Origin of the sequence: Bartonella sp. TT119HLJHH, from assembly GCF_042193385.1 — a bacterium.
In the GTDB taxonomy this organism is placed as follows: domain Bacteria; phylum Pseudomonadota; class Alphaproteobacteria; order Rhizobiales; family Rhizobiaceae; genus Bartonella.
In genome coordinates, this window is record NZ_JBHILS010000007.1 from 47,746 (window position 1) to 71,175 (window position 23,430).

General features: G+C 34.0%; 21 protein-coding genes. 11 read left to right on the forward strand and 10 right to left on the reverse strand.

The genetic code is table 11. The features are described 5' to 3' along the window. Window positions 1-478: 478 nt before the first annotated feature. The 7 genes from ACFIJL_RS05240 (at window position 479) to ACFIJL_RS05270 (ending at window position 7,046) form a co-directional block, all read left to right on the forward strand. Window positions 479-1,642 (forward strand): D-alanyl-D-alanine carboxypeptidase family protein, encoded by a 1,164-nt coding sequence (locus tag ACFIJL_RS05240; protein ID WP_375623196.1) that lies wholly within the window; start codon window positions 479-481, stop codon window positions 1,640-1,642. A 28-nt stretch (window positions 1,643-1,670) separates the two neighbouring features. Next, a complete protein-coding gene (gene tmk / locus ACFIJL_RS05245) occupies window positions 1,671-2,315 on the forward strand; it encodes a dTMP kinase (protein ID WP_375623198.1) in 645 nt (214 codons plus the stop codon). Continuing rightward, window positions 2,312-3,355 (forward strand): DNA polymerase III subunit delta', encoded by a 1,044-nt coding sequence (locus ACFIJL_RS05250; protein ID WP_375623200.1) that lies wholly within the window; start codon window positions 2,312-2,314, stop codon window positions 3,353-3,355. Before tmk ends, ACFIJL_RS05250 begins: the two co-directional genes overlap by 4 nt. Window positions 3,356-3,431: 76 nt before the next feature. Beyond that, on the forward strand, window positions 3,432-4,994 hold the full coding sequence (gene metG, locus ACFIJL_RS05255; RefSeq protein ID WP_375623202.1) for a methionine--tRNA ligase: 1,563 nt from the start codon (window positions 3,432-3,434) through the stop codon (window positions 4,992-4,994). Then, a complete protein-coding gene (locus ACFIJL_RS05260) occupies window positions 4,984-5,757 on the forward strand; it encodes a TatD family hydrolase (protein ID WP_375623205.1) in 774 nt (257 codons plus the stop codon). Before metG ends, ACFIJL_RS05260 begins: the two co-directional genes overlap by 11 nt. A gap of 10 nt (window positions 5,758-5,767) precedes the next feature. Continuing rightward, the gene (locus tag ACFIJL_RS05265; protein ID WP_375623207.1) at window positions 5,768-6,577 is read left to right on the forward strand and encodes an MBL fold metallo-hydrolase; all 810 of its coding nucleotides are present in this window, start codon (window positions 5,768-5,770) and stop codon (window positions 6,575-6,577) included. 109 nt (window positions 6,578-6,686) lie between these two features. After that, entirely contained in the window at window positions 6,687-7,046 is a 360-nt protein-coding gene (locus tag ACFIJL_RS05270; protein WP_375613428.1) for a hypothetical protein, read from the forward strand. Between the two features lie 247 nt (window positions 7,047-7,293). Here ACFIJL_RS05270 and ACFIJL_RS05275 read toward each other — a convergent pair whose 3' ends face one another. The 3 genes from ACFIJL_RS05275 to pcsA are packed head-to-tail and all read right to left on the reverse strand — an operon-like array spanning window position 7,294 to window position 9,589. Continuing rightward, window positions 7,294-7,707: a DUF6163 family protein gene (locus tag ACFIJL_RS05275; protein WP_375623209.1), complete on the reverse strand. Its 414-nt coding sequence runs from the start codon at window positions 7,705-7,707 to the stop codon at window positions 7,294-7,296. Beyond that, window positions 7,704-8,750 (reverse strand): enoyl-CoA hydratase/isomerase family protein, encoded by a 1,047-nt coding sequence (locus ACFIJL_RS05280; RefSeq protein WP_375623211.1) that lies wholly within the window; start codon window positions 8,748-8,750, stop codon window positions 7,704-7,706. The genes ACFIJL_RS05275 and ACFIJL_RS05280 overlap by 4 nt, the downstream gene beginning before the upstream one ends. A gap of 26 nt (window positions 8,751-8,776) precedes the next feature. Next, window positions 8,777-9,589, reverse strand: a complete 813-nt coding sequence (gene pcsA, locus ACFIJL_RS05285; protein ID WP_375623213.1) for a phosphatidylcholine synthase — start codon at window positions 9,587-9,589, stop codon at window positions 8,777-8,779. Between the two features lie 182 nt (window positions 9,590-9,771). On the opposite strand from pcsA, the gene ACFIJL_RS05290 reads away from it, so the two are divergent. The 4 genes from ACFIJL_RS05290 to sodC all read left to right on the forward strand — a co-directional run bounded on the left by ACFIJL_RS05290 (window position 9,772) and on the right by sodC (window position 13,635). After that, window positions 9,772-10,998 (forward strand): UbiH/UbiF family hydroxylase, encoded by a 1,227-nt coding sequence (locus ACFIJL_RS05290; protein ID WP_375623215.1) that lies wholly within the window; start codon window positions 9,772-9,774, stop codon window positions 10,996-10,998. Window positions 10,999-12,029: 1,031 nt separating this feature from the next. Beyond that, window positions 12,030-12,374 carry a hypothetical protein gene (locus tag ACFIJL_RS05295; protein ID WP_375623217.1) on the forward strand — a complete coding sequence of 115 codons (345 nt, stop codon included), beginning with the start codon at window positions 12,030-12,032 and terminating at the stop codon, window positions 12,372-12,374. After that, entirely contained in the window at window positions 12,352-12,708 is a 357-nt protein-coding gene (locus ACFIJL_RS05300) for a hypothetical protein (RefSeq protein ID WP_375623219.1), read from the forward strand. Before ACFIJL_RS05295 ends, ACFIJL_RS05300 begins: the two co-directional genes overlap by 23 nt. A gap of 402 nt (window positions 12,709-13,110) precedes the next feature. Continuing rightward, window positions 13,111-13,635 (forward strand): superoxide dismutase [Cu-Zn] SodC, encoded by a 525-nt coding sequence (gene sodC / locus ACFIJL_RS05305; RefSeq protein WP_375623221.1) that lies wholly within the window; start codon window positions 13,111-13,113, stop codon window positions 13,633-13,635. 581 nt (window positions 13,636-14,216) lie between these two features. Here sodC and ACFIJL_RS05310 read toward each other — a convergent pair. The 7 genes from ACFIJL_RS05310 to ACFIJL_RS05340 form a co-directional block, all read right to left on the reverse strand. Next, window positions 14,217-14,807 carry a hypothetical protein gene (locus ACFIJL_RS05310; RefSeq protein WP_375623223.1) on the reverse strand — a complete coding sequence of 197 codons (591 nt, stop codon included), beginning with the start codon at window positions 14,805-14,807 and terminating at the stop codon, window positions 14,217-14,219. Then, entirely contained in the window at window positions 14,782-15,207 is a 426-nt protein-coding gene (locus ACFIJL_RS05315) for a hypothetical protein (protein ID WP_375623225.1), read from the reverse strand. The genes ACFIJL_RS05310 and ACFIJL_RS05315 overlap by 26 nt, the downstream gene beginning before the upstream one ends. Window positions 15,208-15,644: 437 nt before the next feature. Further along, entirely contained in the window at window positions 15,645-18,395 is a 2,751-nt protein-coding gene (locus ACFIJL_RS05320) for a DEAD/DEAH box helicase (protein ID WP_375623227.1), read from the reverse strand. A 22-nt stretch (window positions 18,396-18,417) separates the two neighbouring features. Further along, the gene (locus ACFIJL_RS05325) at window positions 18,418-20,058 is read right to left on the reverse strand and encodes a site-specific DNA-methyltransferase (RefSeq protein WP_375623229.1); all 1,641 of its coding nucleotides are present in this window, start codon (window positions 20,056-20,058) and stop codon (window positions 18,418-18,420) included. Window positions 20,059-20,080: 22 nt separating this feature from the next. Further along, window positions 20,081-21,721 carry a site-specific DNA-methyltransferase gene (locus tag ACFIJL_RS05330; protein ID WP_375623231.1) on the reverse strand — a complete coding sequence of 547 codons (1,641 nt, stop codon included), beginning with the start codon at window positions 21,719-21,721 and terminating at the stop codon, window positions 20,081-20,083. A gap of 60 nt (window positions 21,722-21,781) precedes the next feature. After that, window positions 21,782-22,183, reverse strand: a complete 402-nt coding sequence (locus ACFIJL_RS05335; RefSeq protein WP_375623233.1) for an SUF system Fe-S cluster assembly protein — start codon at window positions 22,181-22,183, stop codon at window positions 21,782-21,784. After that, entirely contained in the window at window positions 22,176-23,420 is a 1,245-nt protein-coding gene (locus tag ACFIJL_RS05340) for a cysteine desulfurase (RefSeq protein WP_375623235.1), read from the reverse strand. Before ACFIJL_RS05340 ends, ACFIJL_RS05335 begins: the two co-directional genes overlap by 8 nt. Window positions 23,421-23,430 lie beyond the last annotated feature (10 nt).

A 23,430-nucleotide genomic window follows, 5' to 3' on the forward strand; every position in this document is an offset into this window, starting at 1 on the left:
ACTTATGAAGATATAAACAGACACCAACATACACTTTTCCCCCAATGTTTTACGATAATCCTTAACATTTGAGAGGTTTATAAGAAATATTTTACTCTCTTCTTTAATAATTTTTACGCATATACCAACCTTGCTTATGACGCGTAAGCAAGCGATTTTTAATGAATTCAATATGAGAGGAGGGGATGAGAGAATCTTATAGTATTTTGAGTTAGCTTCAATTTTAAAATGATAATTTATCAAAACAAATCAAAACACTATCAATAAAAATAGGAAAAAATCTTTTGTCTCTCATACTTTAAAATGTTAAACTGAACCTACATGGAAGATAAAAAGCGTGTCATATTATTTTTTCTAACGCTAAATGAAAATAAAATCTTTTTGTGAGTTGTAAATAATTTCTTAATTTGCAGAAATCAAAAAGTTTTTTCCTATATAGTAGGTTCTTTAAGCTGATCTTTAGATGGGAGGAGCGGCTATGTATACAGCATTAAGGATCTTATTGATATTATGGGGAGTATTGGCATTTAATACGTGGGGGAGAGCGCAAGATTTTCAAACTCCCGCATCCCAATTGTTATTACTCGATGATGATACAGAGACAGTACTCTATGAAAAACAAAGTGCTATTCCTTTTTTTCCTGCTTCATTAGTAAAATTGATGACAGCAGAAGTTGTATTTCATCAATTAAAAAAAGGATTATTAACAAGTACGCAGAAATTTAAGGTCAGTGAAAATGCTTGGCGCAAGGGTGGAGCACCTTCTGGTACAACCACTATGTTTGCAAAAATAAAAACAGAAATCAGTGTTTCTGATCTGTTGCGTGGTTTAATTATTGTCAATGGAAATGATTCTGCTATTATTCTTGCTGAAGGCATATCAGGAGATGAAGCTCATTTCGCAAAGTTGATGAATCAGCGCGCTAAAATGATTGGATTATCTCAGAGTCATTTTGTTAATGCAACAGGGCTTCCCGAAGAGGGACAATTTGTAACAGTGCATGATATGATTATATTAGCACGTTACATTACTCAGGAATATCCAGATTATTATGCACTTTATCGTGAACCTCATTTTACGTGGAATAATATTTTTCAACGTAACAAAAACCCTCTTATTTCTAAGGAAATTGGTGTAGAAGGATTTGGTTTTGGCTACAGTAAAAAAGAAGGTTTTTCAATGGTTGCCACCATTTCTAAAAATCATCGACGTCTTTTTTTAGCAATCAATGGTTTGCAAGATGGAAAAAAATATACAAAAGAAATAGAACGCATTCTTCAATGGGGAATGACGGCATTTGATCTCAAAACGATTTTCACAAAAGAAGAAACGGTTGCTCGTGCTTCTGTTTATGGTGGTAAGCAAAATTTTGTTCCACTCATTGTTAAAACACCAATAAGTTTTATGCTTTCAAATGAAAAAAAAGTAAATGTTAAAGCAAAAATTAAATATCATGGTCCATTGAAAGCTCCCATCATTTCTGGGCAATCAGTTGGCGTTATTCAAATTTTAGAAGATAAAAAGGTTCTTCTGGAAAAACCAGTTTTTGCCGGAATGAATGTTCAGGAAGGAAGCTTCTTTGCAAAAGTAAAAAATGCATTCTATGAAATAACAATTGGATGGTTACGGAAATATTTATAGTTACGCGCTAATAAGGTTAAGGTCATACGTGTCAGGTTATTTTATTACATTCGAAGGAGGGGAGGGAGTAGGAAAAACAGTACAGATTTCTTTGCTTGCTGAGTATCTCTCTCACAAAGGTTATGATGTTGTTACAACACGAGAACCAGGAGGAACGGCAGGAGCAGAAGCAATCCGACATATTTTATTGTCAGGGAAGATACAACAGTATGGACCATTGATTGAAGCTGTTTTGTTTACAGCGGCACGCGCTGACCATTTTCATGAAGTTATCGCACCTTCTTTGCAAAAAGGTAAAATCGTTTTATGTGACCGCTTTATTGATTCTACACGCGTTTATCAAGGACTCAATAATAGAGTCAGTTCTTCTGTTCTTTCTATTTTAGAGTATGTTGCGCTCAATGATATCATGCCTCATTTAACATTTTTATTAGATATGCCAGCAATATGGGGTATGAAGCGTGCAAATTTGCGAAGAAAAAAAACAGAAGAAATTGATTATTTTGAAAAAGATCAGTTGGAAATTCAAGAACAAAGGCGTCAAGCTTTTCTTCAACTGGCCAAACAAGAACCCCATAGATTTCGAATCATTGATGCCACTGGCTCAGTGGAAGCTATTGCTCATCAAATAAAAAATATTTGTCATCAGGTATTGTTGGATCAGCTTTCATGAGTAACGTAAATATCTTACACCAATATGATGATATTGATACAATTTTATCACCATCCCAGAACAATGTTATCTTTGGTCATGAGGATATTCGTCATTTTTTGACACAAATGCTTAAAGAAGAGCGTTTGCATCATGCATTATTATTTGAAGGAGAATATGGGATTGGAAAGGCTACATTAGCCTTTCATCTTGCTTGGAATATTTTAAGTTTTCAACAGAGTTCTTTCTTGAAACCCGATCCTTATTCTACCTCATGGCGCCAAATTACACAAGGAAGTCACCCTGGTCTTTTGTATATTTCACGTCGATTTGATGTAAAAACGCAAAAGTTTAAAACAGGAATACTCGTTGATGATATCCGTGATATTATGCATTTTTTAAGCCGAACATCGCAAGACAATGGATGGCGTATTGTTATTATTGATTCTGCAGATGATATGAATAGAAATGCAGCAAATGCAATTCTCAAAATACTTGAAGAACCCCCTACAAAAACGTTATTTATTATTATCGCGCACTCTTTAGGAAAATTGCTTCCAACAATCCATTCACGATGTCAAAAAATTTCTTTTCGTCCGTTGAATAACGATGAAATGAAAAAAGTCATTACACATATTTTCGCCCATCAGGATTTACCTGATGAGAAAACTATGAAAACGATTATTAAAAAATCCAAAGGCAGTCCTCGAAAAGCTGCTTTACTTATTTGCCACGGCGGTCTTGAAATTATTAAAACGATAGATGCTCTCTTAGAAAAACCTGTTTGTGATGCAACGATTGTACACACTCTTGCACAAACATTTTCATCTGCTTCTTCCATATTCCAATTTCAACAATTTTGTAATGAAATTCTTGATAAAATTCAAAAAAAAGCTATCATGCTCATTGAAAAAGGAGATTTATTTCTCTCAAAAAAATATGCGCAAAAGTGGCAAGAGATTCATCAAGAAATAGAGGAAGTGCAAGTGTTTAATCTCGATAAGAAGCAGTTTGTGATTAACGTGCTTTTTAGAGTTCATAAGATCATTCACGAGGATTAGTTTTTCCGTGACAATGTGATGAACAGACGTTATGTCATTGTATCTTTTATTTATGGCGTTTTACAATGAGTATGACATGCGTGACACATATTACATAACAACTCCTATTTTTTATCCTAATGGTGCTCCACATATTGGGCATGCCTATAGTGCCATTGCTAGTGATGTTTTAGCCCGCTTTCAACGATTAAACGGAAAAAATGTATTTTTTCTTTCTGGTACCGATGAGCATGGTCTAAAGATGCAACAAACGGCAGCAGCATTGGGCATGACACCTCAGCAACTTGCAGATCGTAATAGTGCTGTGTTTCAAAAAATGCTTGCAGTATTAAATTGTTCTAACGATGATTTTATCCGTACGACAGAAGAGCGCCATTATCAAGCTTGTCAAGAAATTTGGAAAAAGATGGAGACAAATGGCGATATTTATCTCGACCGTTATACGGGTTGGTATTCGGTTCGCCAAGAAGCGTATTATGAAGAGAAAGATACAGAAGTTGGAGCAGACAACATCCGTCGCGAGAAGGAATTAGGCTCTCCAGTTGAATGGAATGAAGAAGAAAGTTATTTTTTTAGACTTTCTCGTTATGAAAAGGCTCTTCTTGAATATTATGAAAAATATCCTGATTTTATTTTGCCACTTGAGCGGCGTAATGAAATTATAAGTTTTATCAAATCGGGATTAAAAGATATCTCTATTTCACGCACAAGTTTTAATTGGGGCATTGCTGTTCCTGATAATCCAAAGCACGTAATGTATGTCTGGGTTGATGCGCTTACGAATTATTTATCAGCAATTGGTTTTTTCAATGAAAATTCAACAAAACGTGATTTTTGGCCTGCTAATACGCATATTATTGGTAAGGATATTATTCGTTTTCATGCAGTCTATTGGCCGGCATTTTTAATGTCTGCTGGGATTGACTTGCCTCAGAATATTTTTGCCCATGGTTTTTTACTTAATCGTGGTGCAAAAATGTCAAAATCTGTTGGAAATGTCGTTGATCCTTTTGAAATGGTTGATCATTATGGTCTTGATCAGGTCCGTTATTTTCTTCTCCGTGAAGTACCATTTGGACAAGATGGTAGTTATAGCCATGAAAGTCTTGTGAACCGTATTAATGCTGATCTTGCTAATGATCTTGGTAATTTAGCACAGCGCTCTTTATCTATGATTGCCAAAAATTGTGATGCAAAAGTTCCGCTACCAGCTTCATTTTTAGTTCAAGATAAACAGCTTTTAGAACAATCTCTTCAAGTGCTTGAAACTATACATCAAGCAATGTCTTCTTATAGTATGCATTTAGCACTTTCAGCTATTTTTTCAATTGTAGCAGATGCCAATCGCTATTTTGCCAATGAACAACCTTGGAGTTTACGTAAGAATGATCCAGAGCGATTTTCTACAGTTCTTTATATAACTGTAGAAATCTTGCGGCGAATAGGAATAATGCTTTTGCCTTTCATACCCCAATCAGCAGCAAAACTTCTTGATAGCCTTGCGATTGCTGAAGATGATCGGTTGTTGTATCATATAAGCCATTCAAAAATTCAAGAAGGACTTGATCTTCCACCACCAGAACCGATTTTTCCTCGTTATATCTTGAAGAAAGAAGAAGATATTCATCATGTTGATTGATACGCATTGTCATCTTGATTTTGAAGATTTTTCACAGGATTTGGATAATGTTATCCAGCGAGCTTTAGATGCTGACGTTAAACGTATGATAACAATTTCAACCCATGTTCATAAATTAGATAAGCTGTTAGCCATTGCGCAAAATTATGATCAAGTCTTTTGTTCTGTTGGTACACACCCCAATCATGCGCATGAAGAGCAAAATATTACAGCCAAAGAGCTTATACAGCTTTCGAATCACCCTAAAATTGTTGCATTTGGGGAGGGGGGACTTGATTATCATTATGATTATTCTACACCAGAAGAGCAAAAGAAAGTTTTTCAAGAACATATCATTGCTGCTCGAGAAACACAGATTCCTCTTGTTATCCATTCACGCAATGCAGATGATGATATGGAGAAAATATTACGTGAACAGATAAAAGAAGGAGCTTTTCCCTTTATCCTTCATTGTTATTCGTCTGGAATGCAACTTGCTCGTGCAGGAATTGAACTTGGTGGTTATATTTCTTTTTCAGGTATTCTTACTTTTAAAAACGCACTTGAAATCCGTGAAATAGCAAAAATTGTACCCCATGAGCATTTGTTAGTGGAAACAGATGCTCCATTCTTAGCACCTAGTCCCCATCGGGGCAAAACAAATGAACCATCTTTTGTATGCTATACGGCAGCTGTTTTGGCTGAAACAATTGGCTTAAGTATTGAAGAAACAGCCCAAATAACAACCCGTAACGCTTTTCGTTTATTTAGCAAAATGAAATAAGGCAAAAGATATGTGTGATCAATACCGATTTACAATATTAGGTTGTGGTCCTTCTCCAGGAGTGCCCCGCCCCAATGGTGATTGGGGAACATGTGATCCGAATAACCCTAAAAATAAACGCTACAGAAGTTCTTTATTAGTTGAACGTATTAAACCATCAGGAGACAAAACAACGATCGTTATTGATACGGGTCCAGATTTTCGCTCACAAATGATCGATGCGCATGTGAACCATCTTGATGCTGCTCTTTACACGCATTCTCATGCTGACCATATCCACGGTATTGATGATTTACGCAGCTATGCACTTGCACAAAAATGTTTAATAGATATCTATGCCGACAGATTTACACTAGAACATCTCAAAAACGCTTTCGGATATTGTTTTCAAACACCAAAAGATTCATCTTATTCTCCCATTTTAAAAGAGCATCTTATCAATGAAGATAGCCAATTTATTATTCAAGGGCAGGGGGGAGCAATAAGCATCAATACACATTTACAACACCACGGAAACATTCACTCCTTAGGTTTTCGGATTGGGAATGTTGCCTATTGTACAGATGTTAGTGAATTTCCTGAAAAAACTTTATCCAAATTAATGGATTTGGATGTTCTCATCATTGAAGCTCTTCAATTTAAATCCCATCCGAGTCATTTTTCTGTTGATCAAGCATTACAGTGGATAGAATATTTAAAGCCAAAACAAGCAATACTCACACATATGGACAGATCACTGGATTACAATAAGGTTATAAATTACGTCCCATCCTATGTAAAACCTGCATATCAAGGTCTAACTTTTGAAACAGATGCATAAGCTTATTATGCGCAATATTTTAAGTTAAATAAAATACTTTTAAATTTATCCTTTATTTTATTTCATTTTTGACATATTTAGTGTTTTTTATGTCAAAAATGAGGCTTTTATGTATAAGAATTTTAAGCGGGGTGTATGTATTGTGGTTTTAGCGGTTTCCTTGACAGCATGTGGGGGGCGTTTAGAAAAAAATATTGCAACGACAACATTACATGACGGATCAATGAGTTGTGCCGATATTCAACGGGAGTTTTTTGCTAATAAACGTCAGATTAATGATACAATTGCAGAGCGTTCTAAAGCAAGAAATAAAAACGTGGCTTTAGCAGCGGCAAGTGTTGTATTTGTACCTGCTTTGTTTTTTATGGATACTAAATCCAGTGAAAGTAATGAAATTTCGGCTTTAAACAATCGTAATGCTGTTTTGAGTGATCTTGCACGTATGAAACGTTGTAAAATAATGCAATAATTTTCCTTATTTTATTATACGTAATTTCGTTATCACTATTTTTGGTCTTTAAGGAATATTCCTTAAAGACCAAATTTTATTTTAAAAGTAAAAAGTAAATTGTATCATATTATCGCATAATATATATTATGGAACTTTTTTTAGAAAGAGTAGAAGTTTGGCAATTGAAGTGAATATCTTTTACTTATTACTTAAAAAACTTTTTGATGACTTTTTAAGATTGAAAAATCTTTTTCGAAAATTTTAATCATAATGGTTTTTTATTTTTTACTTTTTTTAAAAAAATCATCATAATTTGTAAGATAATAAAAGCTAAAAATAATATTCCATGAAATAATGGTACAAAAGGCTGATAAATAAAATCGGAATAATATATTGCTATTGTTTCAATCAATGCGGCAACACACCATAAAATAATGCCCCATAGTGAATACATCCAAAGACCAATTAAAGCAATAGGATAGAGAATGGCCAATATAGCTGATGCAAATTGCCACTGCCAAGGCATAAGGTCAAAACGCCATAAAATACCTGGAAAGACCCCCACAAGGCGTATCCAATAAAAAATACCTAGGACTAAGCAAATAAGTGCCAAAAACCGTAAGTAACAGTTATAGATTAAATTGATTTTTGAAATCTGTTTGTGAGAATTATTTTTCACAATAATAACTCTTGTTCAACAGGTTGGAAGTAAGAATCTACCATTTCATCTGTCACATTTGAAAGTTTATCTGGCTGCCATTGAGGTCTTTTATCTTTATCGATTAACATAGCACGTATACCTTCATAAAAATCATGTGAATGAATCATATGATGCGCTATGCGGTTTTCAATTTTCATACAATTTTCCAACGTTTGAGATGAATTTTGTTTCATTTGTTTCCAGATAACTTTTAAACTTGTCGGAGAACGTGACTGCAAAATATCATAACATTCTTTAGCAAATAAAACATCTTCATTGCTTTTTTTATGTAGCAACTCAAGACATTCTTCTAAGCTGTGGGCACTAAAACAACTGTTAATAATATAACGTATTTCATGACTCGTTTCATAGTCTTTTGTAATTGCTTGCTCGTTTAAAGCTAAAGTGGGGTCTCCTTGCTCAATAACAGCTTTTCTAATCATATCGAATTCAATTTCAGGAACGGCATGTGTTGCTAATCCTAAATTTAAACAATCTCCCCACTTTATGCGTGCGCCCGTTAATGCAAGATAGATGCCAAAATGATTGGGAAGAGATGGTAAGAAAAAACTTGCACCTACATCTGGGAAAAAGCCAATCGCACCTTCTGGCATAGCAAAAACTGTATTTTCTGTAACAATTCGATGCGAACCATAGAGAGAAATACCTACCCCTCCTCCCATCCAAATACCGTTTAAGAAAGAAATGTAGGGCTTTGAAAAATGTTTGATATAAGCATTCAAGCTATATTCCTCCCTAAAGTATTGACAAGCAGAGGCACTTTTCCCCATATGATAGATTTCTACAACATCTCCACCAGCACAAAAAGCACGTCCCTCCCCTTCAATTAAGACACAAGAAACATTATCATCTGTTTCCCATGTTCTGAGAGCTTTTTTTAAAGCTGAAACCATTCGTTGATTAAGAGCGTTTAATGCTGAAGGACGCGTGAGCTTTATAATACCAGCACATCCTTCTTTCGTAAAAGAAATATCATCACCTGCTCCAAAGTCAATTTGCATCTTACACCCTTTTAAAAACAACTATTTTATTGTTTTTTTATATTTTTTGCCCCAAGTTGAGGAAATATTTGCATGATTGCGCCAATACAATATATATAAATTCCTGTTACCGAGATTCCTATTTTAACCCAATCTGGAGCTTCTAGTTGATAAAAGAAGGCAGAAACACCAAAAACACACCATAAGAGAAAAATGGGAAAATTAACTCTACGTAAACGAAGAACTCTTACTGGATGGATAAAATAAATTGGTAAAAAAGATATAATCGCCGATAAAACAATAATGATAAAAGTAATCCACTCTCCTGGTCTGACGACAAAAAGCGTAAAAACCATCATATTCCAAACAACAGGAAATCCTTTAAAAAAGTTTTCTTTGGTTTTCATACTAGTATCTGCATAATAAATAGCAGATGAAATAACAATAATTGCACTCAATGAAAATGATAACCCTACCCCCATGAAACCACTTTGATAGAGTGCAAAGGCAGGAATTAAGACATAAGTCACGTAATCAATAATATTATCTAACAGCTCTCCAGACCATGTTGGAAGAACGTATTTAACATCAAGTTTGCGTGCAATTGGTCCATCTATACCATCAACGAGAAGGGCAAGCCCAAGCCAACAGAACATAGCTGTCCATTCTTTTTGAGAGGCTGATATAAGAGAAAGAAATGCTAAAAATGATCCCGAAGCTGTTAGTAAATGAACGGAAAAGGCCTTTGCTTGTGGCATTGTTACTTTTTTATGGCGTAATAATTTAGCATTTGTTTTGATTTTCTTTGTTAGTTTACGTTTCAAGGTTTTCTTATCCTCATTTTTAAAGTCTTCATCCATCTATTAATACGCCATTTTTTACCGATGATATGATCCGGCATAAAAAATCATAAAAAGGTTACTTTTTTATATCGCATTATTTATTACATACTATAATAATAGAAGAGCTTCATATAATAAAAAGAGAGTGATCATTTGGAAATATTAAAATATTTTATCAATGGAGAAAGGTTCAAACAGTTGTGATCTTTGAAAAGAACGAGCATAAAGATATTGCTGTTATTGGTGCAGGTCCTGTCGGAATGTTAGCTGCGCTGAGTCTTGCACATGAGGGGCTTTCTGTTTTTCTTGTTGGGCCCCCTGCTCATACAGATGAGTTACGAACAACTGCTCTTATGATGCCTGCAATACGCATGCTTCAAAAACTCAATATTTGGGATAATCTTCAAAAACATGCAGCTGCTTTATCGTCCATGAGAATTATAGATATAACTTCTAGAATTGTGCATGCTCCTACGGTGCATTTTTCTTCTGCTGAAATTGGTGAAAAAGCTTTTGGCTATAATATACCTAACGTAAAATTAAACAGTGCTTTAGTCGATGCTGTTACACATACGCCTAATATTACAAGATTTGTTTCTGCAGCCAAATCTGTTCATCATACAAAAAACCATGTATTTATTACTCTTTCTGATTGTAGAGTCATTCAAGCACCACTTGTTATTGCAGCTGATGGACGTCACTCTCTTACACGTGCCGCAGCAGGAATAAGTGTCAAACAGTGGAATTATCCACAAAAAGCACTTGTTCTCAACTTTTCTCATGAGTTTTCTCATCAAAATACATCAACTGAATTTCATACAGAACACGGTCCATTTACACAAGTTCCACTACCAGGACGAAGATCTAGTCTTGTATGGGTTGTTCATCCTTCCCGTGCTGAAGAATTATTGAATATAGAACCAAAAAAAATTGCAAAAATGATTGAAGACAAAATGCAATCAATGCTTGGAAAGCTAAGCTTAGAAACATCAATTCAAGCATGGCCGCTTTTCGGACTTCTTTCTCATCATTTTGCTGCTAACCGAACAATTTTAGTCGGTGAAGCCGCTCATGTTTTTCCCCCTATTGGAGCACAGGGATTGAATTTAGGATTCCGTGATGTCCAAACTTTAATTGATATTTTACCCAATAAAATATCCAATTCTAACTCTGAAATGATTGTTGCACATTATAACAAATGCCGCAAACCAGATATATTAATCCGAAGTGGAGCTGTTCATACACTGAACTCTGCTCTACTTTCTCATATGTTGCCTGTTCATATCATACGAAGCATTGGGCTTGGTTTGTTACATAGTTTCCCGCCATTACGTAATTTATTTATGCGCGAAGGAATGTATCCCGGTTATGGATTCAAGGAAATTATGCAAATATTTCCAACAAAATCATCTAAACAACTCTACTAAGCAATAATGGATAATAACGTAAAGTAAATAATAATAAGTGTATAAGTTATCAATAAGCAAAGAAATAATTATTTTGAATAATGCGTTTTGAAAGTAAATTTATTCAGTAAAAATACAATACTCTACCATACATTTTCTGATATAAATATTTAAGAATGTTTTAGAATTTGATCTTATGTATAACAAAAAGGAATTGTTTAGTTTTTTAAGAATTAATATAATTCAGAGTATCTTTAACATTTTTTGTAAAAAATTATACTAGACTGTTCATTCTATTAATTTATGTGCTTGTTTTAAAGTAAGATCTGGAACCTAAACCCGTTTCACAATACTGTTAGTGGTATAAACGGAAAGCTATTAAGCACTATCATTTTTACGCTTATGAAAAAACAAGCTGGCGCCATTATTATATTTATCATCCTTTAATGTTTAGACACCCCTTATATTGGGGAGTCTTTCTAAGAGGCATTATTTATTCCTTTTATCATACACCAGCTCCTTTTATGATGTACGAATGATTTTAATTAATTTAAAATAAACAGATTTGAAATGAAAGAATTATACGATATTTTGAATGCTTATTTAATATATAAAACAATGAGAAACCATTATAAATCTATGTGTTATCAATGATAAAAATAAACGATATAATCATCTCTATGGTTTTATATTGCATTTTGAATCATATCTATTACTGATATTAAGAATAATTTGTTATTTATAATAAGAATATCTATAATTAATGTTACTATACATCATTTTTTTATTAAAAACTATTATATATATTTAGTATATTGATATGAGATAAGATAAAACTGAATTATAGTTTCAAGCTTAAATTGTAAAGATATCTTGCCAATCACATCTGTTAAATTTTTTACTATAAATCAAATAATAAAAAACAGTTTTATTTAATCAATAAATTTTAAAAGATTTTTATTATTAAGTATAATATTAAAAATAAAATCATCTTGGGAACCTGTTGGTAACACAGAGGTTAATGAAGTGTTGTTTTAACAAATGGTAACAAGATGACACTCAATAAATTTTTGAAATTAAGTACTTTTTTTATAATGATTGTATGTGTCTCGCTGATAATCAGTACTTCAATAAGTGAAGTTTTTCACCTTCCTTATTGTCAAACCTTTACCTATAGCCCTACTCAAAATGTCACTAAAATAGGTCAGAACTCATTTACTGCTTCACAAGTTAAAAATTGTCTTATGCAAAATGGTTTTGAGAATATTAAACGATTGCGTTTAGATGACAATGGCATTTGGCGTGCTTTAGTAAAATTAAAAAAGTCCCATTTTTTTGTATCCCTTGACTATTCAGGAACAGTTAGCATTCAAAATGAAGGAGAAAAATATGATTGATTTTAAAATTTACAGCAACATTTCTTTTTATAACTGTAAGAAAAAAAATTTAAAAAAGTGTTGCCATTCTATTAAAGAATTTGCTTTCATTGGCGGTTTAAATGGGAGCATATCAGGAGCTATCGCGGCAACTCTTGCAGCTTATGGTTATATTGCTCTTCCAGGATTTGGTCCAGTTATCGCAATGGGTATAGGAGTAGCCCTTTCTACCGGAATAATAATAGGAGCACTGATAGGATCAGGAATGGGAGGGAGTGTCGGTATATGCTGTATTTTATGGGAAATTTATATGAATCATAATAATTCTTTCTCTTATAAATTTCATAATGAATAGAAATTCTCGTCATTTTTTCTATGAAAACATTTAAATCATCAACAAATTATATGTTCTTTTTTGATGAAGCGATTATCATAGTATAAATGAAATAACATCTAACTTATTAAAACTATTTACTTAATTCTTTATTAAACATCAAAAAAGTAGCTTTTTAAAGCATCTCTTGAAGAAATGTAAGCGAGATATAATTATCAGTCTATGGAAGCTACATTTTTTATAGATCAAAAAATAAAAGTTATGTTCAGAAATATATATAAACATACTTTAAATTATTTGCTCTTTCTAAAAACTAATATTTCTATTTAAATTATTTTTTTAAAGTTTAATTTAAGACATTTATATAAATATATTATTAATTATAGATAATAATATATTTAAAGATAAGTATAAAGGTATTTTATGAAAAAAATATTATTATCATTATTATTTTTTATGGCATTTTTAATTCATAAAAATTCTGCATTAGCACTATCAACACAAGTAAATATTTATAAATTAGAAGACAACAATTTCAAAAAGGCTATTGGTAGCATTAAAATTGAAGAAACCACATACGGTTTGATTTTTATCCCTAATTTATCTAATTTATCAGAAGGGATGCATGGTTTTCATGTACATGTAAATCCTTCATGTGATACAAAAGATGGCATAATTGGTGGAAGCGCAGGTGGACATTATGATCCGGAACATACCGGAAAACATTTAGGACCTTATAATGTCAATGGTCATCTTGGTGATTTACCAGCACTTTATGTTGATAAGCAGGGATATGCCATAATGAGCGTTCTTGCTCCACGATTAAAAAAAATCTCTGAAATTAAAGGGCGCTCTTTAGTCATTCATTTAGGAGCTGATAATCAATCAGATAAACCATTACCGCTTGGCGGAGGGGGGGAACGTTTGGCGTGCGGTATTATTGAATAATAAATAGAATATTGTGGTAAACTATGACAATATACACTCCCTTGATCACAAGATAAGATAGAAATTTATTTTTAAAATCTATTTCAAGAAATTAAATAAACTATGTGAACATTTTATAGAATTGATGTTTTTTTTGAATATTTTAACAAAGAACTAACAATAATCAGAACGAACAGCAGTCGAAAATGAGGAAAGAGTAGAATAAATTCTTTGTAAAAAAAACTTCAATATGAGGAAGCGATATTTTCAATGATTAATGTTAAACAAGAAACAACAAAGTTTAAATTTACTCTCTACAATATAAAATGTGTAATAAATTATAACCATTAAATCTAGTATCTAATGGGATAACATCTCTCGCACAAAATAAAAAGCCCCCAACAGGGAATTTTCACGCTCCCCTCCTCCCCCCCCTCTCGTGAGAGTGCACACAAATAATTTTGATTGATTCAACATCAATATAAGATGATTTAATGCTACGATATTCAAACTTCTCATTAAGTAAAAAGACTAATTATCATTATAAATCAATATATTAACTAAATATAATCATCAAATAAAACAGTGAGAGTAAATTTTTATCACTCTGAGAAAGGGCTTTTAAACAATAGAGTCTTTTTAAAAATATCCCCCACCGTTTGCACATGATCCCAATCTAGAGGACGCATCTCACCAGTTTGATAAAATTGACGAATGAGCTTAATATAATCAAGAAAATCTTTGTTTTCCTCCACTAATCTATTAGCAGTATCCCAATCAATATCACTACGTTCTTTAGCTGGAATTATGATCTCACTCTCAGAAGAGTTTTCCTTATCAAGCCTTATAAATCCAATTCCATGCAAACTTGAAAGCATCCGGAGCTCTTTTAATGTATCAACACCTTCAATTTCACTAGCGACTAAATAACTCAAATTAGCCCATGAAGAATTGCTTACTGTTTGAAAAAATGCTTTTCGTAAATTTGAACGATTGATGAGAATTTTTACTTCAAAAGACCAAAGCTTTGTCTTTTTATCAAAATATTGCAAAACACAGTCTTTGATTTCACGATTCCATTCCTTGCTTAAATCTTGCATCCCTACGAGATCTGGATAAAGCCATTTATTTCCGCCTGCACCATGTTTATTACGAGAACATTTCTCATTAAATGCGCTTGCTATAAACAGCAAGCTCTGACCATAAAAATTTAGATAATAATGGATAAAGATCATGCTCTTTAACAGAGCCATCTTCTACCCTACTATTTACATTGTCTTCTACGGCATCAATTTCAGCACTATCTGTTTGTTTTGTAAAATAATACTGTCGCGGTCGCCCTTCAGTGGTTTTAATTTCTGGATAACGCTTTTGTAATTGAGGGCGCTTCGATCCTATTTCAGCAACAATTTGCTGAATAAGAGCTGCATCACTATTAAGGGGAGTAATTATTGCCGTTGAATGCTTTTGTTTTTGACGACATTTTTCTGGGTAATTTTCAAATATCCATTGAGCAATTTCTCGAGCTGTAAATTTTTTTGTCGGGTTTTTCTTTAAAAAATTAAAAACAGTGTTTGTTAAATTCAAAGTCATATGAAAAAATCCCCCCTTTCATCCTCTGGATATTTCATTATATTCATGATTTTTAAATGAAAGAACAATAAACTATTTAAGTTTTTTAAAAAAAGCATATTTATAAAATTACCCAATAAAATTAAAATATTTTTTTGAAGTTGTGACTATAAACTCAAAGAACTTTTCACATAAGGAAAGTAAGATTGTACTTTTATAAAAAATTGGAAATGTGCTACAAATCCCTATAAAAAAGTATAATCTTGTGTAACTTTTCTATACATTTTTCCTTTTATTTTAATGTCGTTAGAAAAAATAATAATTTTTTGATTTAAGAATTAGCTCATATTCTTAAATTAATGGTGCAACAGGGAACAAAATTAAAAATAATATTCAAACATTTGATTGTTTCTCGCATCGGCCAGTTAAAAGACTTATGTGTTTTTTTAAGCAAAAAGTTAAGAGCTCTCAAGTATAGATTCTGAAATGGTAAACTCTGCACACAAACCTTCAAAACTACTATTTGCTTTAATAGCATCATGGGGAATAAGAACATAATACCATTTTTTACCGCCATAAACCGCCGCATAGCGCGTTGCATGACAACACCATTGAACTGCAGCTTCTCTCTTTTTTAAAACAATAGGATTTTTCATTTCAGAGGCTTTTTTAGGCTCACAAAGATATTTAGCATCCTTCGTTTCTACAACAAAATCAGGTTCATAGGCTGATCCTTTATCATATTCTAACTTGAAAAAACCTCGAGCGGGTTTCATCCATTTCAATACTTGTGCATCATCCTCTAATATTTGAGCAAATCGTAATTCCCCTTCTACTGAATCAAACTTTTGCAAAGGATAACAGCATTTTCTAAAGCCGCTGAATACAAGTTTTTTAATATCGCTTTTAATGGTAGGAATATTACGAAAATCAAGAGGAGATGTTCCTTGCGGTAAAACATAATGGATAGGTGTTAAAGTTGTAAAACCTCGTGTAACTTTAATCTCATAATCTTTTTGTGTTTCCCATTGATGTTCTCTTAATTGCGCAACAATAAAAGTATTAATCTTATGCTGATAGTGAATTAATACGTTCTCAACAGCTACATCATTGGGTAAATAAGATCGGAAATGCTCTACCATCTGACAAGCCAATTTTCGTAATAATGGCGTATGGCTCTCATAATCGATAAAATCATTATCAATTAAACCACGAATGATGTAATTTTCAAGATGAGGCTCTTTAATATATTTATCCTTAGAAGTGAGAAAAATGCTTTTATGGGTACGCAATTCTCGAATTAAAAGTTCTTTACTAACAGGTTGCAAATTTAAACTTTCTAGATTTTCCAAATCAAAATCAGAAAAACCATAAGTAACCTCACGCGAAGGTATGAGTACAATATTGGGAATATCTATGATCAGTTCTGGTAATTGTTTTGTCAGATTTGTAACCACTTTTGACACAAGAGACTTTTGTGATGAATGCGTAATGTTCATGATTTTATTGCTAATTTTTTCTTGTATCGATGCAGAACAAAGCATTTGAGAACTCGGTAAATTATCATTCTCTTTAATAATATCCCACGCAATAGCAGCAATTTCTTGTTCTTCAGACGTTAATGTGGGTGAATCCGTATTACATAACATAACACCGTGTAAATCAGATGTTCCATTTATATCGGAATGACGTGTTACTATCGTTTTTATAAATAAAGCTTCTGCTCGACTTGGAACTGTCACTATATCCGACTTTTCAGAGGATATATCACCCCCTGTTCCAATCTCAATATGCTTTTTTATAATTGAATTTGGATCGTTCGCACGATCAATAATATCTTGAAAACGATCATGCGCAATGATTGTTAAACGATCAATAGATTCTATGCCTGTTCTATGCCCATAAGGCAAACGTAATCCACGCCCAATTGTTTGTTCTGTTAAAATTTCTGAAGCCGATGCACGCAACGGTACAATAGTATAAAGATTGCTAACATCCCATCCTTCCTTTAATTTATTAACGTGAATAACAATTTCTGTTGGCTCATGAGGATTCTCAATCACAATGAGTTTTTGAATATTTTGATCTTCCTCTATATTTGACTGTTTTGTATGAATCTCTATAACTTTTCCCTTATAAGCTCCTGCAAAAAAATCATCTGATTCCAATAAATCACGCAATTTCTGTGCATGATTTGTATCTTGAGCGACAACTAAAATAAAAGGCTTAACAAACTTTTTGTTATAATCTTTGGCATAGGCAATTAAATCTGCTTTCACGTTTTCATGAGCATGAATTGCATCTTGTAACTTAATATGTTCTAATTGTTCAGATGTATAATTTTGAGGTTGAAAGTCTTTACGTGTAGCAACAGCAGGCTCTTTTACAAAACCATCTCTCATAGCCTCTGCAAGTGAATAACTGTAAACAACATTTTTAAAATCTACAGGTTTTGCACCTATTGTTTTCGGTGTCGCTGTAAGCTCTATTCCTAAAACAGGTTTTAACTCATTAATTGCTGCCGCACCAGCAGAAGCTCGATAACGATGTGCTTCATCCATTAACAAAACTAAATCAGGAAGATTTGCGAGATAATCAAAATAACTTTCACCAATCGTTTCTTGTAAGCGTTTAATTCGCGGAATACTAGATTTTAGTGCGCCTTTTTTATTATCCGTTGTATTAATTTTAGAAATATTAAAAATATTGATAAAGGCCGTATCCCGATTTTCAAACAAACGTTTTTGTCCGTGAAAGTGGTGTTCATCAGCGCGAATACCTTTACCACTTTCATAATCTTCACCTGTAATAATAATGGGTCTATTTGCAATGAATTCACTTATTCCACTGAAAACATACTTCGGACTTTGAGGACTAAAATCCTGTTTTAATTTTTCATAAATAGTCAAGTTTGGAGCTAAAACAAAAAAATGTCGGCTACGACCTGTTAAATAAAGATAGCTAATAAAAGCTCCCATAAGTCGCGTTTTTCCAACTCCCGTTGCTAAGGCAAAACAAAAAGAGGGAAAGCTTCGTTCAAAATCTTGTACAGAAGGATAGAGACTTTTTATCATTTCTAATTCTGCAATTAAATCTGTATTTTTAGAAAGTTCTATATTTTCTAAAATTTTCACCAAAATATTTAATGATTCACGTTGAGGATCACGCAACGATAAGCGAGCTGAAATCCTTTTTGCAACAGTGTTCATGGGAAACTCCGCTTTTTATATATTATTCAAATAGATCTAACTCTTGTTGCGCAATGTCTTTATCTTTTTCGCTTTCTTTTACCACAATCATTGGTTCAAGATTGGCTACGTTTAAACTGTAATCATCCCTTCCCCATTCGCATTTTTCCAATACTGCACGGGGGATTTTTGTGAGTGTAAGATTCTCAAATGACGCTGTTTTTGTATCAAAGGCTGTACAACAAATCAGCAAAGTACGATGAGACCCCACCTCTTCGCTCATGATACGGAGTTGTTCATAGGTCATGGCGCTCGTTGTGACATAAATATAATCTGTTTCCGTTGAATATCCCTGCATCCAATAATGATTTTCATCCGGTGCATAGGTAAATCCCATATGTTTACACATGGCTTCTGAAAGCATCGCAGCATTATATTCGCGACGAATAATCCATTGTCCCCATGAATCTTTTTGCAACAGAGAAGGTGCAAGGCGATAATAACGAAACCCACCGCCACCTTGCCAATTTACACTTTTAGAAATTCCCCCTTGATCAGTTCCATCAATTACTTTTTTTAAACGAGGAATAATGTGCGTATGGCAATGTTCACCAAGTTCAATCATAATCCACTTGCGGCCCATTTTATGAGCAACAGCACCGGTCGTACCAGAACCAGCAAAGGAATCCAATACAAGATCACCAGGGTTAGTGGCAAGTTGAATGATGCGTTCCATTAACCGCTCAGGTTTGGGAGTTGTAAAGACATTATCAGAATTAAAAACTTTGACTTCTCTTTTGGCATCTTGGTTGTGTCCCACTTCTGTATAGAGCCAAATCGTCATTGAAACCATACCATTTTTTACTTCTGATAAAAAACGCTTCAGAGAAGGAACATTACTTCCTGTTGGACCAAACCAAACACGATTATCTTCTAATAGCTTAGCAAATTTTTGTTTACTAACGCGCCAACTCGTTCCAGCAGGAGGCATCACACTGCGCCCAGAAGGCGTAACAATTTCATAAACATCTTTTAAATTCATAGTCTTAACTGAAAGATTATCTGATTTCCAAGGACCGCGAGGATCATTATCAGGATTTTTATAGCGCGCATCCATATCGCTTGAACGAGGAAGCAATTGAGGGCGCCAAATCGTTTTATCTTTGGCATAAACCATGATAAAATCATGGTTATCGGAAAGCCATTTTGTATCATTTTGTGGAGCATATTTCTTTTGCCAAATAATATTGTTGATGAAATTTTGGCGACCAAAAATTTCATCCATCATCACTTTAAGATAGGCTTGTTCATCATCATCAATTGATATCCAGATACTTCCATCATCCGCCAGTAAATGATGTAACAATTCTAGCCTGTCTCTCATAAGACTGAGCCATATGGAATGCTCTAAACCATCTTCATAATGTTCAAAGGCATTGCCTGTATTATAAGGTGGATCAATATAGATACATTTTACCTTTCCCGTATATTCTTGCTCAAGTGCCTTGAGTGCGAGTAAATTATCACCAAAAATAAGTTTATTATCAAAAATATCCTGAGATGATATTTGACGCGAAGCATGATAAGATTTTTCAAGATCTTCTAACAATATACGAGGTTCCAGTTTGGGGCGTTTCTCTTTTCCAATCCAATTAAGTTCTAATTTTTGTTTATTACGGCTCATTCGTAACCTGCCTCGTTTATATTTATTCAAATAGATCTAACTCTTGTTGCGCAATATCTTTATTTTTGTTATTTTCTTTTACCACAATCACTGGTTCAAGGTTGGCTACATTTAAACTGTAATCGTCCCTTCCCCATTCGCATTTTTCTAATATTGCACGGGGGATTTTAGTGAGTGTCAGATTTTCAAAGGATGCTGATTTTGTATCAAAGGCTGTACCACAAACCAGCAACGTGCGATGAGAGCCAACCTCTTCACTCATGATACGGAGTTGTTCATAGGTCATGGCGCTCGTTGTAACATAAATATAATCTGTTTCCGTTGAATATCCCTGCATCCAATAATGATTTTCATCCGGTGCATAGGTAAATCCCATATGTTTACACATGGCTTCTGAAAGCATCGCAGCATTATATTCGCGACGAATAATCCATTGTCCCCATGAATCTTTTTGCAACAGAGAAGGTGCAAGGCGATAATAACGAAACCCACCGCCACCTTGCCAATTTACACTTTTAGAAATTCCCCCTTGATCAGTTCCATCAATTACTTTTTTTAAACGAGGAATAATGTGCGTATGGCAATGTTCACCAAGTTCAATCATAATCCACTTGCGGCCCATTTTATGAGCAACAGCACCGGTCGTACCAGAACCAGCAAAGGAATCCAATACAAGATCACCAGGGTTAGTGGCAAGTTGAATGATGCGTTCCACTAATCGCTCAGGTTTGGGAGTGGTAAAGACATTATCAGAATTAAAGGCTTTGACTTCTTTTTTGGCATCTTGGTTGTGCCCTACTTCCTCATAAAGCCAAATTGTCATTGAAACCATGCCATTTTTTACTTCTGATAAAAAACGCTTCAAAGAAGGAACATTGCTTCCTGTGGGGCCAAACCAAATACGATTATCATTCAATAATTCAAAGAATTTTTTTTTATTCATAGCCCAACTTCTACCATTAGGAGGCATTACCTTGCGTCCAGAAGGTGTGATGATTTCATAAATATCCTTAGATGTTACTCTTTTTACGGATAAATCTCCAGATTTCCAAGGACCGCGAGGATCATTATCAGGATTTTTATAGCGCGCATCCATATCGTTTGAACGAGGAAGCAATTGAGGGCGCCAAATCGTTTTATCTTTGGCATAAACCATTATAAAATCATGATTATCAGAAAGCCATTTTGTATCATTTTGTGGAGCATATTTCTTTTGCCAAATAATATTGTTGATGAAATTTTGGCGACCAAAAATTTCATCCATCATCACTTTAAGATAGGCTTGTTCATCATCATCAATTGATATCCAGATACTTCCATCATCCGCCAGTAAATGATGTAACAATTCTAGCCTGTCTCTCATAAGACTGAGCCATATGGAATGCTCTAAACCATCTTCATAATGTTCAAAGGCATTGCCTGTATTATAAGGTGGATCAATATAGATACATTTTACCTTTCCCGTATATTCTTGCTCAAGTGCCTTGAGTGCGAGTAAATTATCACCAAAAATAAGTTTATTATCAAAAATATCCTGAGATGATATTTGACGCGAGGCATGATAAGATTTTTCAACATTTTCTAATAAGACATGAGGCTTTAGTTTGGGGCGCTTTTCTTTTCCAATCCAGTTAAGTTCTAATTTTGGTTTATTATGATGCATGTAATCGTTTTTAAACCCAAATGTTTGCGAAAAACGATGTATTCACGAACAGGAGTATTGTTAGTACCATCCGACAGCAATTTGCGCTTCTTCTGACATACAATCAGGTGTCCACGGTGGATCAAAAGTCATAGTGACTTCAACATACGAAACCCCTTCAACTGCACTAACCGCATTTTCTACCCATCCCGGCATTTCACCAGCAACAGGACATCCCGGTGCCGTAAGAGTCATTTCAATTTTTACTGAACGATCATCTTCAATATCAATACGATAAATCAGTCCTAGCTCATAAATATCAGCAGGAATCTCTGGGTCATAAACTGTTTTGAGAGCAGCAATAATATCATTCGTCATACGATCAATTTCATCTGCTGGAATTGCTGATATGTAAGATTTTTTATTTTCACTTACAGTTTCAACAGATTCTGGAGAATGACGCTCTTCAATTAATTCAGCCATTAAAAAATGTCCTTGTTTCTTGCAATGCTTCTACCAATTGATCTATATCTTCTTGAGTGTTATACATGGCTAACGATGCGCGGCAAATAGATGTTAGACCAAAGCGCTGTAATAAAGGCTGTGCACAATGGGTTCCCGCACGTATCGCAATCCCTTTTCTATCAATAAACATAGCGATATCATGGGCATGAATCCCTTCAATTGCAAATGATATAATAGCTCCTTTATTGGGAGAATGACCATAAATACGCAATGAATCAACTGTTTTAAGTTTTTCATGCGCATAAGCTAAAAGGGACATTTCATGAGCATGAATCTTACTCCGACCTTTCTCTTGTATATAATCAATAGCCGCAGCCAATCCAATAGCTTCAACAATAGGAGGAGTACCTGCTTCAAAACGATAAGGAGGAGCATTATAAAGAACCTTATCGGTTGTTACTTCCTCGATCATTTCCCCTCCCCCTTGAAAAGGACGCATTTCCTCTAATCTATGTTCCTTCCCATAAAGAACACCAATACCGGTGGGACCATACAGCTTATGACCTGTAAAGACATACCAATCACAATCGAGATCTTGCACATCAACAGTTAAATGTATTGCTCCTTGAGAGCCATCAACAAGAACAGGAATAGAATTTTGATGTGCTCGCTTAATAATTTCTTTAACAGGAGGCACCGTTCCTAATATATTGGACATATGCGTTATAGCAACAAGCCGTGTTTTTTCGCTTAAAGCCTTTTGGAAATCTTCAATATGCAGAACACCATTCTCATCAACAGGAACAAAAACAAGTTTAACACCTTTTTGTTCTCGGAGGAAATGCCAAGGAATAATATTTGAATGATGTTCCATAATCGTTAGAACAATCTCATCACCTTCTTTGAGTTTGGGCATAGCCCAACCATAAGCAACAGTATTAATAGCTTCCGTTGCATTTTTCGTAAAAACAATTTCCTCTGCTTTTTGAGCATTTAGAAAAACACGAACGGTTTTACGAGAATTTTCATAGGATTGTGTTGCCATATTGGCTAAAAAATACATTCCTCTATGCACATTAGCATAACTATAGTGATAATAATTATTCATTGCATTGAGTACTGATTGTGGCTTTTGGGCAGAAGCACCACTATCAAGATATGCTAATCGCTTTCCATAAACTTGATGGTGCAAAATAGGAAAATCACGCCGAATTTCTTCGACATTATAAGTCAATGTTTGTACGTTATTTTCCATTTCTCCTCCC